The sequence below is a fragment of the Azospirillum canadense genome (assembly GCF_025961225.1).
GTDB lineage: Bacteria > Pseudomonadota > Alphaproteobacteria > Azospirillales > Azospirillaceae > Azospirillum > Azospirillum canadense.
Window position 1 is genome coordinate 926,658 of sequence record NZ_JAOQNG010000010.1, and the last position, 14,726, is coordinate 941,383.

Here is a 14,726-nt window from a genome sequence, read left to right on the forward strand (position 1 = left end):
CGTCCAGCGCCGCGCGTCCTTCGCCTGCGGGCGTCGAGGACTGTGCGTCGGCCATTGTACCGCATCGGACGGCGGCGCGCCCGTTCCACCTGGAATTACGCCAGTCTTTCCCGCACGGCCGCAAGCGCGTCCGCCGCATCCCTGCCCGCGTCCACACGCAGCCAATCGATCGCGCCGACATCATAGGATTCCTGGCTTTTCGCCACCTCCGCCGTGGCGTCGGAGGCATCGCCGCGGCGAGATGCCACACGCGCTACGCGCGTGTCCAAGGGCGCGTCCAGCCAGACGCCGTCGAATTTCAACCCGGAGTCCCGTGCCGCCGCGGCGATGGCCGCGCGCTCCTCCGGTCGGGCGTGGACCGCGTCCACCACCGCCGCGTGGCCGGCGGCGAGCACCCGCCGCGCCTTGTCCACCAGCATGGCGTAGACCCGGCGGGTGACCGCCGCGTCGTAGGCCTCCGCCGGCAACCGGTCGGTGTCCGCCGCCCCGAACAGCCGCTTGCGCAGCACGTCGGAGCGCAGCACCACCGCCCCCGGCATGGGCCCCAGCCACGGCGCAAGTCCCAGGGCGAGTCGCGTCTTTCCGGTCCCGCTCAGCCCACCGACGGCGACCAGTCGTGGCGGTGCCGGATCCAGGGCACGGATGGCAAAATCCAGATAGCCGGCGGCCTCGCGCTCCAGTACGGCCGACGAGTCCTTGGCCGCCGCACCATCGTCGGCGCTCAGCTTGGCCGCCGCCGCGGCGACCTTCGCCCGCACGGCGGCGCGCATCGACAGGAACAGCGGCAAGAGCGCCAGTCCGTCTAGATCGCCGGTGGCGTCCAGCCAGCGGTTCAGTACGGCGTTGGCGTGGTTGCGCAGGCCGCGCTGCTCCAGGTCCATCACCAGGAACGCCAGGTCGTAGGCGATGTCGATGACCGCAAGGGACTCGTCGAACTCGATCCCGTCGAACAGGGTCGGCTGGCCGTCGAGAAGCACGATGTTGCGCAGGTGCAGATCGCCGTGTCCGTGGCGCACGAGACCGCTCGCCCGGCGCGCCTCCATCAACGGCGCGAGGCGTTCCAGCGCGGAGGCCGACCGGGACGCGAGTTGCTCGACGTGCTCCGGCGGGAACAGGGCCGGGGTTTCGCGAAGCTCCCGCAGGTTTCCGTCGACGACCGCGCGCATGGCCTCGGCCCCGCCGCCGTCCGTGCGGCGCTCGGCCGCTTGGTGGAAGGTGGCCACCGCGTCGGCTAGGTCGCGCATCAGGTCGTCGGTGAGCGCGCCGCGCTCGGCCATCCGCTCCAGGAGGGCATCGGCCGGGAAACGGCGCATGACGACGACCCAGTCCACCACTTGATCGGAAGGCACCGTGCCGCCTCCACCGAATGCCAGCCCATCCTCACGTCGCACCACCGGCTCGACGCCCAGATAAAGGGTCGGCGCCGTGCGGCGGTTGAGCGCCAATTCCGCCACGCAGGCGGCGTGCCGTCGCTCGACGGATGAGAAGTCCAGGTAGGGGTAGCGCACCGCGCGCTTCAGCTTGTAAGCCCGGTCGCCGGCCAGGAACACCATGGCCGCGTGCGTGTCCACACGCTCCACCGCCGCGCCGCCGTGACTGCGCGGGTCGCCGAGAAAGGCGGCCACCTCCCGCTGCACCGGATCGGACTGCGCGTGCTGCATGGCCGAAGTCTAGCACGGCCGGACCATCACGGGGCGGATCCGCCCGGTTCGCAGGCGCGTCCATGCGTCGCGGCCCGTGAATCCATCGGTGCTAACCCCACTCCGCAATTGGGAGGGTGAAGGTGGCTGCACCTCCTCCATTGACGTGGGGGCATTGCGTAACGACATCAGGGAGTAGCACCGAAAGGCGCTTGCAAACGCGGAACGCGCGCCCGTAATGACACACCAGTGACAAGTTCGGGCGTGGTATGGTCCGACGGCTTTGGTTTCTGCGTTTTTGCTTGGGGCAACGCACAATCGGGAGTGTTCCGCCGTGGGCAGGGTCTCCAAGGGTTTCCCTGTGATGGTCGTGGCCGTGGGCCTCGCGCTCGCCCTTCCGGCGCACGCCCAGGACACGTCCGCCGACCGCATTGGCAACTGGAAGATCGGCGCGCTGGCCTATGTGACCGGCGACGTACCCGACACCACGGTGTCCGACCTGCACAGCAAGGTGCGCATCGGATCGTCCCTTCTGCCCAAGCTGGAACCCTACGCCGACATCCGGCCCTGGGTGTCGATGAGTTCCCCGTCGGTGGACGGCAGCCTGCACGGGATGGGTGGCGTGCTGATCGACGTGCCGCTGGGGTCCTTCGTGTTCACGCCGAGCATCGGCGCCGGCACCCTGCCGCGGGCCAACCGCGCGACCCGCGAGACGGGCTCCACCATGGAGTTCCGCTCGCAACTCGAACTCGGCTACCAGTTCGAGAACAAGTCGCGCTTCAGCCTTGGCTACAGCCGAATCGACAGCACCGGTTCGACCCCGGATTCGAACGCGTCGACCAACAACGTGTTCGGTCTCTACTACCGCCTGCCCTTCGGCGCACTGGCCGGACAGTGATCGCCAGCCAGAGCATTTTTGCAGCGCAACACAAGCGCCGCCGAATCACCACGCTGTTCATTTGTCGCGAAGGCTGAACAGCAGCCCTGAAAATTCTAGTCTTAACCGGTTGTTAACAACACACCGATCTATTGGCCCTGGTACATCTGCCCGGGGATCCGACCATGGCCAAGCGCAAGACCGCCACCGCGAAGACCACCACCGCGAAAACCGCGAACGCTGCCGACACCATCACGTCGCCCGAAACCGCCGAGACGATCGCCACCGACACCGGCGCCGAGATCGTCCTGCAGACCAACTTCACGATGATCGAGCAGGACGCCGTCGCGTTGCTGCACGCCGCCAGCCTGCTGGTGGAAGCCGACACGCCGGAAAAGGCCAACGTCGCGCTCGACCACAACCTGCGCCTCTGGGTGGCCATCAAGACGGTCCTCCAGAACGAGGAGAACACGCTGGAGCCGGCGGTGAAGGCCAACCTGCGCAACTTGGCGCAGTATGTGTCCACCACCACCATGGAAGCGACCAAGGGCTCCATCGAGGCGGCCAAGCTGGTATCGCTGTCGCGCATCAACATGCACATCGCGGAGGGACTGCTGCGCGGCCAGCAGAACCGCATGGTGCAGGAGCGCGCCTACGAGATCTGGGAGCGCGAGGGCCGGCCCGACGGTCGGGAGATGGACCACTGGCTGCGCGCCGAGACGGAAATCGCGGAGATGCTGCAACAACGCTGATTGCTGCGGCCCGGCAAACGGGACTCCCGCAATCCGGCCATTCCGCCAGGGCATGACCGCCCGTGTCGCGACACCGTGACGCGGGTGGTTTCGCTTTGGTAGCATCGGGGTGTGTCCGCCTCATCCCTCTCCCCCGCCCGCACGCACACCCGCGTGGACAACACGCCGCTCGGCATCACGATGATGCTGGGCTCGGTGTTCCTGTTCTCCATGATGAACGTGCTGATCAAGATCGGCACCGAGCGGTACCCCGTGCCCGAGGTGACTTTCTTTCGCAACGCGTTCGCCTTGTTTCCGGTCGCGCTGGCGATCACTCTGCAGCGTGGCTGGGGGACGGGGCTGCGCACCGACCGGCCGTGGGGGCATGTCTGGCGCTCCATCATCGGCCTGTCGTCGATGTCGCTGACCTTCTGGTCGTTCCATCTCATGCCGCTGGCCGACGCGGTGGCGCTGAACTTCTCCGCTCCACTGTTCCTGACCGCGCTGTCGGTTCCCTTCTTGGGAGAAAAGGTCGGCCTGCACCGCTGGAGCGCCGTGCTCGTCGGCTTCATCGGCGTGCTGATCATCGTGCGGCCGAGCGGGGAGATGCTGCTCCACCTCGGCGCGTTCGTCGGGTTGGGGGCGGCCTTCACGCAGTCCTTCGCGATGATCGCCATCCGGCAGCTCAGCGCGACCGAGCCGCCCAACACCATTGTCTTCTACTTCACGCTGATCACCACGATCCTCACCGCCTTCGCTATGCCCTTCGTCTGGGTCACGCCGGCCAGCCTGCCGGACTTCGCCATCCTGGTGGGGACCGGGTTGCTGGGCGGCGGCGCGCAGCTGTTCATGACGCGGGCCTATTCCCTGGCCCCGGCGGCGGTGATCGCCCCCTTCAACTACGCCTCGCTGCTCTGGGCGGTGATCTTCGGCTGGCTGCTGTGGAACGACGTGCCGTCCTCGCACATGGCGCTCGGCGCCTCGGTGGTCGCGGCGAGCGGCCTCTACATCCTGCACCGGGAAACGCGCAAGCGCCGCCCTTTGACCCCGCCGTCCGCCGGGCCGGGCGGGGACGACTGAGCCACCGCGGCGCATGGCTGGGCGCATGGCCCCGGTGGACAGGCGGGCGCCAATGCGTCAGAAACGCGCCATGCCCCTGCTGCCCCCCACCATATCCAAGACTGGCGCCCACCGACTCGGCGCCATCGACGTCGCGCGCGGGGTCGCGCTGCTCGCCATGGCGGTCTACCACGGCTCCTGGGACCTGACCTTCCTCGGTCTGGCGCAGTTCGACCTGCTGAACGACCCGCTGTGGCTGGCCGCGCGCACCCTGATCCTTGGCAGCTTCCTGCTTCTGGTCGGCGTCAGCCTCGTGCTGGCGACCGACCGCGGGCTCGACCCGCGCCGCTTTGGGCGCCGGCTCCTGCTGCTCGTACTCGCGGCGGCGGCGGTGTCGGCGGTGTCCTCCGCCATGTTCCCCGACAGCCCGATCTCCTTCGGCGTGCTCCACCACATCGCCGTGGCGAGTGTGCTGGGCTTGGCCTTTCTCCGCCTGCCCTGGCCGGTGACGCTGGCCCTTGGGGTGTCGGTGATCGCCGTCGGCAAGACCGTCGCGCTGCCGCTGTTCGACACCCCAGTGTTGCGCTGGGTCGGGCTGATGACCTTCGAGCCGGAGTCCAACGACTATGTGCCGCTGTTCCCCTGGTTCGGCGCGGTGCTGTTCGGGATCGCGCTGGGCCGCCTCTGGCGCCCACGGCCGGCGGGAGTGCCCCGGACGCGGGTCGGACGCGGCTTCGCCTGGGCGGGCCGGCACAGCCTCGCCATCTACCTGATCCATCAGCCGATGCTGTTCGGCGCTCTCTCGCTGGTGGCGCTGGGGATCGGCGTCGAGCCGCTGGACGTGCGCAACTTCATGGAATCCTGCACCGCCTCCTGTGGGAACAGCGGCATCGAGCCGGCGCAATGCACCGCCCGCTGCCGCTGCGTGACCGAGGGGCTGGGCCGGTCCGACCTGTGGACCGACTTCATCAACGACCGGCTGAACGCGCGCGCCCAGGCCCAGGTTGACACCATCATCCAGCGCTGCAGCGCGCCGAACTGAACGGTTACGCCCGCCGCCGGCCCACCGTGTCGGCGACATAAGCGTCGCGAGTCCCCAGCGGCTTCTCGCCGGTCCCCTTCTCTTCGGTGGTGTCGCGGGCCGTCTGGTGCTCGATCTCCGCGTTCAGCTCGGCGCCCATCAGGATGACGTAGGACGTCAGGTTGAACCACAGAAGCAGCACGACGCCGGCCCCGACCGACCCGTAGGTCTGGTTGTAGCTGCCGAAGTGGGAGACGTAGAGCGAGAACCCGACCGAGGCGAGGATCCACAGCATCGTCGCAATGGCAGACCCCCAGGTGACCCAGCGCCATTTCGGCTCTCGACGATCAGGGCCGTAGCGGTAAAGAACCGCCAGGACGAGCACGACCGCCACCGCCAGGATCGGCCATCGCGCCAAGCTGGCGACCCATCCAATGATGGTGTCCTGCAACCCTAGCAAGTTGATGACCGCCGGAACCGCCACGATCAGGCCCAGCGTGACGATCAGGAACAACAGGGCGGCGATGGTCAGCCCCAGCGAGATCAGCGCCAGCCGGATGAAGCTGCGCCGCTCCTCCTCGCCGTAGGCGATGTTCAGCGCCGTGATCAGCGAGTTGGTGCCGCGCGACGCGCTCCACAGCGTCAGCACGAAGCCGAACAGGACGCCGAAGCCCAATCCCTGGCGGGGCGCGGTGGCGACGCTGTGCGCCTGGTCGCTCAACACCTTCAGCGCTTCCGGTGGCAGAAAGTCGGCCAGCTGGCTGATCTGCCGCTCCACGCCCGCCGGATCGAAGGCAAGGCCGTAAATCGACACCAGAGCCGCGATGGCCGGGAAGATCGCGAACAGGGCGTAATAGGCCACACCCGCTGCGACGATGGAGATGTTGTCCTTGCCCTGCTCCTCCCAGGTGCGCCAGAGGATGTCCTTCCAGCCGGCCTTCGGGATGTCCGACGGTTTGTCCGCGGACCGCCCGCGACCGTCTTCCATTTGCACCCGCGGGTATTTGTAGTGGTGACGACGGCTCAGCCCCAGCATCCGCCGCCCCCCTTACGCGACCGCTTCGCGCAGCGCACCGACGCGGTGGCGCACCGTCTCGATCTCGTGGAAATGGGCGCCGACCACGACGCGCAGCTGTTCCGGCAGATCGCCGTGCAGCCCGTCGCGGAACAGCCCCAGCACCCCCTCAACGCCACGCTCCAGCCCGGCGAGCACCGCCCCGCGAGAGCGGTTCCCGCCAAGCTCCCGATGCAGGTCGTCCCACACCGGGTGGACCGGCCCCTCCGCCATCGGCGCGCCGCCGCGGCGGCTGAGTTCGGCGTCGAGCGCCGCGGCGCTGCGGTCGAACTGCAAGGCGACCTGGGTCAGGCGCGGCGTCAGCCCCGGATCGTCGAGGATCAGGTCGGCCTGCCGGAAGCCGGTGGCCCCCTGCCGGCACGCGTCGATCAGGTCGGCAAGCAGGCTGCGGATGCTGTCGTCGTTCACCATTCCCGCGGGGCTGCCCAGCGGGGTCTTCTCCACCTCCGGCGTGCGCGAGACGTTCCAGGCGAGCCAGAGGGCGCCCGCCGCGATCACGGCCAGCGGCCAGGGGTTGGAGCGGATGGCACGGGCGACGCGCGTCGGGTTCCCCTCCACCACGTCGCGGACCACGTCGATCACCCCTCCGGACATCTGCCCGGGCGACAGGCGGAACTCGATCTCGTCCAGGACCGAATCCATGCGGGCCCGGATGCCGTGGATGTCACGCTCGATATCGTCCGGCGAACGGCGCCCGCCGGAAACGCCTGTGGTGCCCGCGGTGCCGGGCTCGTCGGCAACAACAACCTTGGATGGTGGGTGGGGTGGCGCCGGAGGAACGGTCCCGGACCTCGCGGCCCGGGCTTCGGCATCCTCCGCGGCGGTGCCACCTCGGTTGACATACGTGTCCGTGGCTCGGTTCATGCCGGCGACTCCCCTCTTGAGACTGCCGCCACAACACGTACGAAAGGCAGAAGGTTCCGGCGCGATCCAAGCTCGATCCCGGCCGGAAAGACCCGGCCGGAAGGACCTAGTTACAAAGGTCCGGCCGCCGCTACGACCTCCAGGGTGCCCCGCCGGATCATGTCCAGCGCCACATAGACGATCACGGCCAAGCCGATGTAAGCAATCCAGTGGAACCGGTTGAGCAAACGCGCGATCACGCTGGCCGCGGCGCCCATCAGCCCGACGGAGAGCAGAAGGCCGAGCGCCAGGATGTAGGGATGCTCCCGCGCGGCGCCGGCCACCGCCAGCACGTTGTCGAGCGACATGGACACGTCGGCGACGACCACCTCCCACACGGCGGTGCGCACCGGCTTGGTGCCGGCCTTCGGACCGGATGCGGTGTCCTCGCCGTTTTCTTCCGCGATCAGGGCGGCGGCCATGGCCTCCTCCCGCTGCCCGCGCAGTTCGCGGAACAACTTCCAGCACACCCACAGCAGCAGAAGGCCGCCCGCCAGCGTCAGCCCGATGACGTTCAGAAGATGGGTGGTGATCAGCGCGAAGATGATGCGCAGCACCACGGCGGCGGAGATGCCCCAGAAGATGACCTGGGCCCGTTTCTCACGCGCAACGCCGGCTGCCGCCATGCCAACGACGATGGCGTTGTCGCCGGCCAGGACAAGGTCGATCAGGATCACCTGGCCGAGGGCGGCCAGCTGCGGAAGGTACGTCTCTAGCACGGCGTGCAGTCCTCAATCCGAACGTGTGGTTGCCTATACCGTCCGAGGTCCTCCGGCGCAAGCCCGCCGACCGTCAGGGGTGCACCGCGGCCGGAAATCCGCGGGGTTCCGAAGGTGCCCGTTCTCCCCCCAAAGGGTGCATGGGTACCGTGTTGCGCAGCTTGCGGTTTGCTGTAGGAATGGCGAAGAAAACAAGAAACCAAAGCGGACAACAATGAAGATCGGCCTTGTTCGTCATTTCGAAGTCACCCTCGGCATCCCGAACCGGCAATGGATGACACCGGAACAGATCGCCCAATGGCTGACCGACTATGATGGGGCGGAAATCCGCCTGGGCCGGGTCGACCTGGGCGACATCCGCTGGACGCGGTGCATTTCCAGCGATTCCCCGCGCGCCTTGAAGACGGCGCAGGCGATCTATCCGGGCCCAATCGACAGCACGCCAATGCTGCGCGAACCGGCGCTGAGGCCCATCGCCCGCGCCAACATCCGCATGCCCTTCCCCTTCTGGACGATGATGCTGCGGATCGCCTGGGCGACCTCGCACCGGTCGCAACGCGACGCCAAGACGGTGTTCCTCAACAACGTGAAGACCTTCGCCAACGAGATCCTGCCGAACAGCGGCGAGAACACGCTGGTCGTCGGCCACGCCGGATTTATGATCTTCCTGCGCAAGGAACTGCTGCGCCAGGGGTTCAAAGGCCCGAAGTTCACCGTCCCCGAAAACGGGAAGCTCTACCTGTTCGAGAAGCCTTGAGCGCCCTCACGCCGCCTCGGCCACCATCAGGTCGCCGAGCTTGGCGAGCAGATAGTCGAGGTCTTCCGCCGCAAGGTCCTCGTACTGCGTCAGAATCCGCTCGATGACGCGGCGGCGGTGGCGTTCGATGTCGTGCGCCTCCCCGTCGTAGGGTGTTTCCTTCAGGACGTCGAGCGCGATCCGGCAGGCCGGCAAAAGTGCGGGCGGCAGCTTCGCCTTGTCGTAGATCGACTTCAGGCCGAGCCGCCCGGCGTCGTGGATCAGCAGGCGCGCGTTGGTCAGCGGCACGTTGCCCATGTAGGACATCGCCGTCTCGAAGAAGGCCACGTCGCCGACGCACAGCGCCCGCACCAGCAGCGACGAGGTCAGGCGCCCGGTCCGCGACAACTGGGCGACGAGCCGTTCCAGCGCGCCCTCGTCGTTCTCGCCGGAGAACAGGGACACGGTGGCGCGCTCGCGGCTTTGCAGGATCAGGTCGGCGGCGACCTTGGCCGGTAACTCGTGGTTGGTGACCAGATGCTGCCGCAGCGTCTCCGACACGACGGCGACCAGCCGCTCCGCGATGGTGATCGGCAGCTTCGTCCGGTGCACCAGCGGGTCGCCCACCGCCTCGCTTCCGGCGAAGCGGTCTATGACCCGGCCGAGGCTCTTCTCCCCCAACTCCGCGCCGCTGTTGGCCACCAGTGCGGCCACCGCCCCTTCCGAGGCCGTTTCGATCAGTGCGTCGGCGACGCTGGCGGGCACGGCCGGGCGCTGGGCGATGGCGGTGTGCTTGGCGTCGGTGCCCGTGCGGACGATCTCCACCAGATCCGCGTCGGTCAGCACCGTCGACACGCTGAGCACCGGGATCGCCACGGCCTCCACGTCGCGCGCCAGCGTCAGGGCGACGTCGCGCGGCAGCGACGGGCTGGCCTTCAGGTTTTCAGCCAGGGACTGGCGCACGCGGACGACGGCGTCGCGCGCCATCACGCGGATGATGTCCTCCGCCAGCTTGCGCTCGGCGTCGGACAGCGCGGCCCCGGTGAACTGCTGGGCGACCTTGACGGCCAGTTCCGACCGGCCATTGGGCGACGGGTCGGACAGCAGCCGGGCAACGTCTTCCTTGGTCAGCCGGTCGCCGGAAACTTGGCCGCCAATCGCTTGGCCGGCAGTCGGATGGTTGTTCATGGGTCCTTGACCCTTCCTGCCCCAGTCTTTCCCGTTGATCATTCGGGAGGACATCGTTTCAGGATATCATCCGACCAAAAGCGTTGAGTCTTTGTTAATGGCCTCGCCAACGCCGCCGAAACCCGTCCGTCTGTTTACGGCTCCACGAAGCGCGGGGGTTCCGGCAGGACGGAACGGCGGCGCCGGATGCCGCGCAGCGCCATCTCCACCGCGGCGGTCTGCTCGTCCACCGAAATCACGATCTGCGAGGCGACCTCCAGCTTGCGGTCCTCGTAGACGTAGCCGTCCGGGTGCCGGCCGGCCCAGTGGCGGATCGTCTCGTCGCGCTCCCGCAGCAGGGCCTCGATCTGCGGGCGGAACAGGCGCATCAGCGCGGTGATCCAGCGGTTGGCCGGCCAGGACGGCCGCGCGTGGTCCACCACGAATCCATCCAGCATGCGGATGACGTCCTCGGCTGCGTACCACGTCTCCCCGGTGACCCAGCGGTTGGTGGTGAACAGCCGCACCGGCTGTCCCGCCACGTCCATAGCGATCCCGACGAGGTGGGACAGCGCGTCGTTCTGGTTCTCCGGTTCCTCGTAATCGTCCAGCGGGGCCGGCGCGACGCCCGCCGGCATGCCGAGCGGCCGCAGGAAGGTGTGGAAATGCCCGTGCTCGCCGTCCGGCCGCTCCGTCTCCGGGTGGCAGTGGTAGTAATATTGGGCGTGGTATTCGGCGTCGTAGACGTCGCCCGGCGGGTAATGCCGCCATTCGTAGAGTGTGCCGTGGCCGCGCAGCAATTCGCCGACGACGGTGTCGCCGGTCTTGGTCAGGACGCGCTGGCAGGTCCTCAGCTCGCGCGCCGCCTCGGCCATCTCGTCGAGTTCTTCGCGGGAAAGCTCCGAAAGATCCATCATCGGATGGTCAGCCCCGTGATCCCTTGCCCAAGCCCTGCGGTTCCGTTCCGGCCCTCCGTAATCCGCCGCAGGCGGCCGATCCGAAATAACCACAATCCCGGAATCCTTGATCCCCATTAGGTATGAGGATTCGTATGCTTAGCAAGCGATTTCCTCAGCCGGTCCGACCACTTCCAGCCCGGTAGACGGCGTTGCCGTTGCGCAGCGCCCATTGGACCAGCCCGGCCTCCACAGTGCCCAGGGCCTCGTTGAAGGCGCTGATCACGTCCGGGAAGGTCCGGCCGTGCACGGGCACGATCGCCTCGAAGGTTTCCCCCGCCTCGATCGTGCGGCGCGGCATACTGACCAGCTTGGCGGCGATGCGGACATGGACGCGGTCGGGGAAGGTCGCGTTGGCCGTCACGAACTCCGCCTGGAAATCGCGCAGGTCGGTCTTCAGCACGAAGTCGGCGCGCAGGCCCACGGTGTCGCGCCCGACTGCCACGATGCGCCCGCTGTTCTCGAAGGACTGGACGATCAGCCCCTGAAGCAGGTTCGGCACACGGTCCGCCCAGGACACGTCGGCGAAATAGTCGATCGCGGTGACACCGCGCGTGACCGCGATCCGCGGCGTATCGATGCCAGCGCCGGCCACCGGGGTCTCGACCAAAAGCTGCCAGTCGGCGCGCGGCACACTCAGATCGGCCGGTCCGCTCGGCGTCAGGGTGTAGAGGTTGGGCGCAGTCGGGTCGAGCACCGCGCAGGCACCCAGCCACAGGGGCGCGCCCAGCAGGGCCGCCGCGAGCAGCGCCCGACGCGCCTTGCCGGTTGCCAGCCCGATTGCAGTGGTCCAACGCCCGCTCATCGTCCGCGAATCTCCACGCCTTGCCGGGTCCCGCCGAACAGGAAGTTCGACGGGTCATTCTCGATCCGCGTGACCACGCGGGACAATTGCCCGGACAGGTCACGCAACTGGGTGATCAGCAGCGTCAATTCATACAGCCCGCTGCCCGTAAAGTCGCGCACCGCTTCGCGGTTTTCCCCGACCATCGCGTTCAACTGGGTGGATGTCTGCTTCAGCGACGTCGACAGGTCGTGCAGGTCGCCGGTCAGCGTCTTGGTGCTGCCCTCCACGGTCGCCAGCGTGCGCTGGGCCTGGGCCATGGTCTGGTTCAGCTGCGGCCCGACCGCCTCGAACCCCTGGAGCGTGCGGCCGGCCTGCTGCATGGTCGATTCCAGGCCGTTGCTGGCCTTCGCCAGTTCCGCCGTCAGCGTGCGCGTGCTTTGCAGGATGTCGGCGATGGCCGCCTGGTTTTGCGGGGTCAGCAGGTCGGCCATCCGGTTGGTCAGGTCGAGCGCGCGGTTCAGCAATTGCGGGGCGGCGTCCACGAACACCGTCAGCGACGATGGGCGTGACGGAATCACCGGAACGCCGCTGTCGTGCGCGGTGCGCAGCAGCTCGCTCAGCTCCGTTCCGCCGGAAATCTGGATGTAGGCGCCGCCGGTGATCCCCTGCACCTCCAGCGAGGCGATGGAGTCGGTCTTGATCGGCGTGCCTTCCTGCACCTCGATGGTCACGCGCACGCGGCTGACGTCGTTGGGGTCGAGCCGGATGTCGGTCACCGTGCCCACGGGGATGCCCCGGTAACGCACCGGGCTGCCTTCCTGCAAGCCGGTGACGGAGCCCGTGAAGTAGATGTAATAGGGCTGGCGGGTCTCCTCCAGCTGGACCTTGGCGACCCAGACCGTGAAGACGAACAGGCCGGCAAGGATGGCCAGCACGAAGCTGCCGACCAGGATGTAGCTGGCGCGGGTTTCCATGGCGTTCGGTCAGGCCTCTGCATGGCGCGCGGCGCGGCCGCGCGGTCCGTGGAAATACTCGTGGATCCAGGGATGGGTGTCCTGGAGCAGCTCGTCCAGCGTGCCGACGCGGACTTTCTTGTCCACCAGCACAGCGATGCGGTCGCAGATGGACGTCAGGCTGTCCAGGTCGTGGGTGACCATGAAGACGGTCAACCCCAGGCTGCGCTGGAGGTTGTGGATCAGCTGGTCGAAAGCCGCCGCCCCGATGGGGTCGAGGCCGGCGGTCGGTTCGTCCAGGAACAGGATCTCCGGGTCGAGCGCCAGCGCGCGAGCCAGCCCGGCGCGCTTGATCATGCCGCCGGACAGTTCCGACGGGAACTTGGCCCCGGCGTTGGGCGGCAGGCCGGCCATACCGATCTTGACCCGCGCGATCTCCGCCGCCAAGGCCAGCGGCAGGTCGGTGTGCTCCTTCAACGGCACCATGACGTTCTCCGCCACGGTCATGGAGCTGAACAGGGCGCCGTTCTGGAACAGCACCCCCGTCCGCGCCTGGAGCGCCACGCGCTCCGCCTCCGGCAGGCCGGCGGTGTCGCGGCCCAGCAGCTCGATCCGCCCCTCCGCCGGGTGCATCAGCCCCAGGATCTCCTTCAACAGGACGGACTTGCCGGTGCCGGATCCGCCGACGACGCCCAGCACCTCGCCCTTGCGCACGTCGAGGTCGAGCCCGTCATGGACCACCTGCGCCCCGAATCGGGTGACGAGCCCGTGCACGCGGATCACGGGCGGGGCGTGCGCGGTGCGGGCCGGCTCGGGAGGAGACTGGTCGGGCTGATGCTGGTCTTGCGGCGCCACGGGACCTCACACCCTCAGGAAGGAGAACAGGATGGAGAAGACGGCGTCCAGCACGATGACCAGGAAGATCGACTCCACCACCGACTTGGTCGTCAACGTGCCGACGCTCTCCGCGCTGCCCGACACCTTCAGCCCCTCGTAGCAGCCGACCATGGCGATCACGAGCGCGAAGACCGGCGCCTTGACCAGTCCAACCAGGAAATGCGGCAGCGTGACGGCGCCGTGCAGCTGCCGGATGAACTGCCCAAAGGTGATGTCCAGCGTCGCGTAGCTCATCACCGCGCCGCCGAACAGGCCCATGATGTCGGCGTAGAAGGCCAGCAGCGGCAGGCTGATCATCAGGGCGAGCGCGCGCGGCACCACCAGCAGTTCGATCACATCAAGGCCCAGCGTGCTGATGGCGTCGACCTCCTGGTTCACCTTCATGGTGCCGATCTGCGCGGTGAAGGCGGAGCCGGAGCGGCCGGCGACGATGATCGAGGTCATCAGGATGCCGATCTCGCGCAGGATGGACACGCCCAGCAGGTTCACGACGAACAGCTCCGCTCCGAACCGGCGCAACTGGTCGGCCCCTTGGAAGGCCAGCACCACGCCGATCAGGAAGGACAGCAGCCCCAGGATCGGCAGCGCGTTCAGCCCGGTCTGCTCGATGTGGAACAGCACCGCGCGAATCCGCAGGCGCCGCGGGTTCAGGACCAGCCGCCCGAAGGTGACCGTGATCAGGCCGAGGAAGGACAGCAGCGCCAGCCCTTCGTGCACCGCGTGAATGGCCGTTCGCCCGGTGCGCTCCAGCATGTCCAGGATCGGGTGCTGCGGCGCCGGCGGCTCGGGCTGCGGTGGGCAGACCGCGCGCACGGCGTCGAACAGGGCTGCGTGTTCCGGCCGGACGGCGGCCACGGTCACCGGGTGCCCGGCCGCCGTCAGGCGTTGCGCCAGCGCCGACAACAGGTAGGCGCCGACCGTGTCCAGCGCGTCGAGCCGCGACAGGTCGAGGCGGACCGCGGCGTTGCCGGCGCCGTCCAGCGCATAGGCCTCCAGCTCGCGCGCCATGCCGCCGGTGGCCCGCAGGTCCCACCGGCCGATCGCCGCCAGCGTCCAGCCGCCGTCCCCGTCGCGTGTCGGCTCCAAACGGGCCCCGTCGCGCGCCATCCTTCCCCTATCCACCGTGGTGTACCCCGAAGGCGTCAGGGCGAACTTGGCCGCAAGACCCCGTGCCGGTCAACCATACCGCGGGATAGCGCGTCACG

The 14,726-nt window shown here is 68.2% G+C and carries 15 protein-coding genes; 5 read left to right on the forward strand and 10 right to left on the reverse strand.

All coding sequences use genetic code 11. The features are described 5' to 3' along the window. Positions 1 to 95 precede the first annotated feature (95 nt). On the reverse strand, positions 96 to 1,661 hold the full coding sequence (locus M2351_RS40010; protein ID WP_264661530.1) for a bifunctional aminoglycoside phosphotransferase/ATP-binding protein: 1,566 nt from the start codon (positions 1,659 to 1,661) through the stop codon (positions 96 to 98). Positions 1,662 to 1,974: 313 nt separating this feature from the next. Between M2351_RS40010 and M2351_RS40015 the strand changes: the two genes are divergently transcribed. The 4 genes from M2351_RS40015 (at position 1,975) to M2351_RS40030 (ending at position 5,349) form a co-directional block, all read left to right on the forward strand. Beyond that, the gene (locus M2351_RS40015; RefSeq protein WP_264661531.1) at positions 1,975 to 2,538 is read left to right on the forward strand and encodes an acyloxyacyl hydrolase; all 564 of its coding nucleotides are present in this window, start codon (positions 1,975 to 1,977) and stop codon (positions 2,536 to 2,538) included. A 164-nt stretch (positions 2,539 to 2,702) separates the two neighbouring features. After that, entirely contained in the window at positions 2,703 to 3,269 is a 567-nt protein-coding gene (locus M2351_RS40020) for a DUF2934 domain-containing protein (protein ID WP_264661532.1), read from the forward strand. 111 nt (positions 3,270 to 3,380) lie between these two features. Continuing rightward, positions 3,381 to 4,328: a DMT family transporter gene (locus M2351_RS40025; RefSeq protein ID WP_264661533.1), complete on the forward strand. Its 948-nt coding sequence runs from the start codon at positions 3,381 to 3,383 to the stop codon at positions 4,326 to 4,328. A 52-nt stretch (positions 4,329 to 4,380) separates the two neighbouring features. After that, on the forward strand, positions 4,381 to 5,349 hold the full coding sequence (locus M2351_RS40030; RefSeq protein WP_264661534.1) for a heparan-alpha-glucosaminide N-acetyltransferase: 969 nt from the start codon (positions 4,381 to 4,383) through the stop codon (positions 5,347 to 5,349). Between the two features lie 4 nt (positions 5,350 to 5,353). Here M2351_RS40030 and M2351_RS40035 read toward each other — a convergent pair whose 3' ends face one another. From M2351_RS40035 to M2351_RS40045, 3 genes are all read right to left on the reverse strand, one after another. Beyond that, positions 5,354 to 6,364: a YihY/virulence factor BrkB family protein gene (locus M2351_RS40035; RefSeq protein ID WP_264661535.1), complete on the reverse strand. Its 1,011-nt coding sequence runs from the start codon at positions 6,362 to 6,364 to the stop codon at positions 5,354 to 5,356. Between the two features lie 12 nt (positions 6,365 to 6,376). Further along, positions 6,377 to 7,267 carry a DUF3618 domain-containing protein gene (locus tag M2351_RS40040; protein ID WP_264661536.1) on the reverse strand — a complete coding sequence of 297 codons (891 nt, stop codon included), beginning with the start codon at positions 7,265 to 7,267 and terminating at the stop codon, positions 6,377 to 6,379. Positions 7,268 to 7,377: 110 nt separating this feature from the next. Next, the gene (locus M2351_RS40045) at positions 7,378 to 8,025 is read right to left on the reverse strand and encodes a YjbE family putative metal transport protein (RefSeq protein WP_264661537.1); all 648 of its coding nucleotides are present in this window, start codon (positions 8,023 to 8,025) and stop codon (positions 7,378 to 7,380) included. A gap of 214 nt (positions 8,026 to 8,239) precedes the next feature. On the opposite strand from M2351_RS40045, the gene M2351_RS40050 reads away from it, so the two are divergent. Continuing rightward, entirely contained in the window at positions 8,240 to 8,782 is a 543-nt protein-coding gene (locus tag M2351_RS40050) for a histidine phosphatase family protein (RefSeq protein WP_264661538.1), read from the forward strand. 6 nt (positions 8,783 to 8,788) lie between these two features. Here the strand turns inward: M2351_RS40050 and M2351_RS40055 are convergent, their stop codons facing one another. From M2351_RS40055 to M2351_RS40080, 6 genes are all read right to left on the reverse strand, one after another. After that, entirely contained in the window at positions 8,789 to 9,949 is a 1,161-nt protein-coding gene (locus M2351_RS40055) for a DUF2336 domain-containing protein (protein ID WP_264661539.1), read from the reverse strand. Positions 9,950 to 10,083: 134 nt separating this feature from the next. After that, entirely contained in the window at positions 10,084 to 10,845 is a 762-nt protein-coding gene (locus M2351_RS40060; protein ID WP_264661540.1) for a DUF6969 family protein, read from the reverse strand. Between the two features lie 154 nt (positions 10,846 to 10,999). Further along, the gene (locus tag M2351_RS40065; RefSeq protein ID WP_264661541.1) at positions 11,000 to 11,689 is read right to left on the reverse strand and encodes an ABC-type transport auxiliary lipoprotein family protein; all 690 of its coding nucleotides are present in this window, start codon (positions 11,687 to 11,689) and stop codon (positions 11,000 to 11,002) included. After that, entirely contained in the window at positions 11,686 to 12,645 is a 960-nt protein-coding gene (locus tag M2351_RS40070) for an MlaD family protein (protein WP_264661542.1), read from the reverse strand. Before M2351_RS40070 ends, M2351_RS40065 begins: the two co-directional genes overlap by 4 nt. A 9-nt stretch (positions 12,646 to 12,654) precedes the next feature. Next, positions 12,655 to 13,479, reverse strand: a complete 825-nt coding sequence (locus tag M2351_RS40075) for an ABC transporter ATP-binding protein (protein ID WP_454464606.1) — start codon at positions 13,477 to 13,479, stop codon at positions 12,655 to 12,657. Between the two features lie 6 nt (positions 13,480 to 13,485). Next, positions 13,486 to 14,628 (reverse strand): MlaE family lipid ABC transporter permease subunit, encoded by a 1,143-nt coding sequence (locus M2351_RS40080; protein ID WP_264661543.1) that lies wholly within the window; start codon positions 14,626 to 14,628, stop codon positions 13,486 to 13,488. Between the last annotated feature and the right edge of the window lie 98 nt (positions 14,629 to 14,726).

Bases quoted from the DNA above. Each gene is read 5' to 3' on its own strand.
- M2351_RS40030 (WP_264661534.1), top strand. From the start codon at position 4,381: ATGCGTCAGAAACGCGCCATGCCCCTGCTGCCCCCCACCATATCCAAG.
- M2351_RS40070 (WP_264661542.1), bottom strand. From the start codon at position 12,645: ATGGAAACCCGCGCCAGCTACATCCTGGTCGGCAGCTTCGTGCTGGCC.
- M2351_RS40050 (WP_264661538.1), top strand. From the start codon at position 8,240: ATGAAGATCGGCCTTGTTCGTCATTTCGAAGTCACCCTCGGCATCCCG.
- M2351_RS40020 (WP_264661532.1), top strand. From the start codon at position 2,703: ATGGCCAAGCGCAAGACCGCCACCGCGAAGACCACCACCGCGAAAACC.
- M2351_RS40035 (WP_264661535.1), bottom strand. From the start codon at position 6,364: ATGCTGGGGCTGAGCCGTCGTCACCACTACAAATACCCGCGGGTGCAA.
- M2351_RS40055 (WP_264661539.1), bottom strand. From the start codon at position 9,949: ATGAACAACCATCCGACTGCCGGCCAAGCGATTGGCGGCCAAGTTTCC.
- M2351_RS40040 (WP_264661536.1), bottom strand. From the start codon at position 7,267: ATGAACCGAGCCACGGACACGTATGTCAACCGAGGTGGCACCGCCGCG.
- M2351_RS40010 (WP_264661530.1), bottom strand. From the start codon at position 1,661: ATGCAGCACGCGCAGTCCGATCCGGTGCAGCGGGAGGTGGCCGCCTTT.
- M2351_RS40060 (WP_264661540.1), bottom strand. From the start codon at position 10,845: ATGATGGATCTTTCGGAGCTTTCCCGCGAAGAACTCGACGAGATGGCC.
- M2351_RS40065 (WP_264661541.1), bottom strand. From the start codon at position 11,689: ATGAGCGGGCGTTGGACCACTGCAATCGGGCTGGCAACCGGCAAGGCG.
- M2351_RS40080 (WP_264661543.1), bottom strand. From the start codon at position 14,628: ATGGCGCGCGACGGGGCCCGTTTGGAGCCGACACGCGACGGGGACGGC.